The organism is Streptomyces monashensis (genome assembly GCF_001866665.1).
Taxonomy (GTDB): Bacteria; Actinomycetota; Actinomycetes; order Streptomycetales; family Streptomycetaceae; genus Streptomyces; species Streptomyces monashensis.
Map to the genome: position 1 here is coordinate 1 of NZ_MLYO01000210.1, position 259 is coordinate 259.

Below are 259 nucleotides of genomic sequence, written 5' to 3' on the forward strand. Positions count from 1 at the left end.
GCGCTTGAGGCGGCGGGTGTGTCTGCTGCTGATGTGGATGTGGTGGAGGCGCATGGTACGGGTACGAGGCTGGGGGATCCGATCGAGGCGCAGGCGCTGCTGGCGACGTATGGGCAGGGGCGCCAGGGTGGGCGTCCGTTGTGGCTGGGGTCGGTGAAGTCGAACATCGGTCATACGCAGGCGGCTGCCGGTGTGGCTGGTGTGATCAAGATGGTGGAGGCGTTGCGGCATGGTGTGTTGCCGGCGACGTTGCATGTGG

At 66.4% G+C, this 259-nt stretch carries 1 protein-coding gene; it reads left to right on the plus strand.

Annotation, left to right across the window (positions count from 1 at the left end; genetic code table 11):
• A partial coding sequence (locus BIV23_RS45330; RefSeq protein WP_143079298.1) for a beta-ketoacyl-[acyl-carrier-protein] synthase family protein occupies positions 1-259 on the plus strand: 259 nt, incomplete at both ends.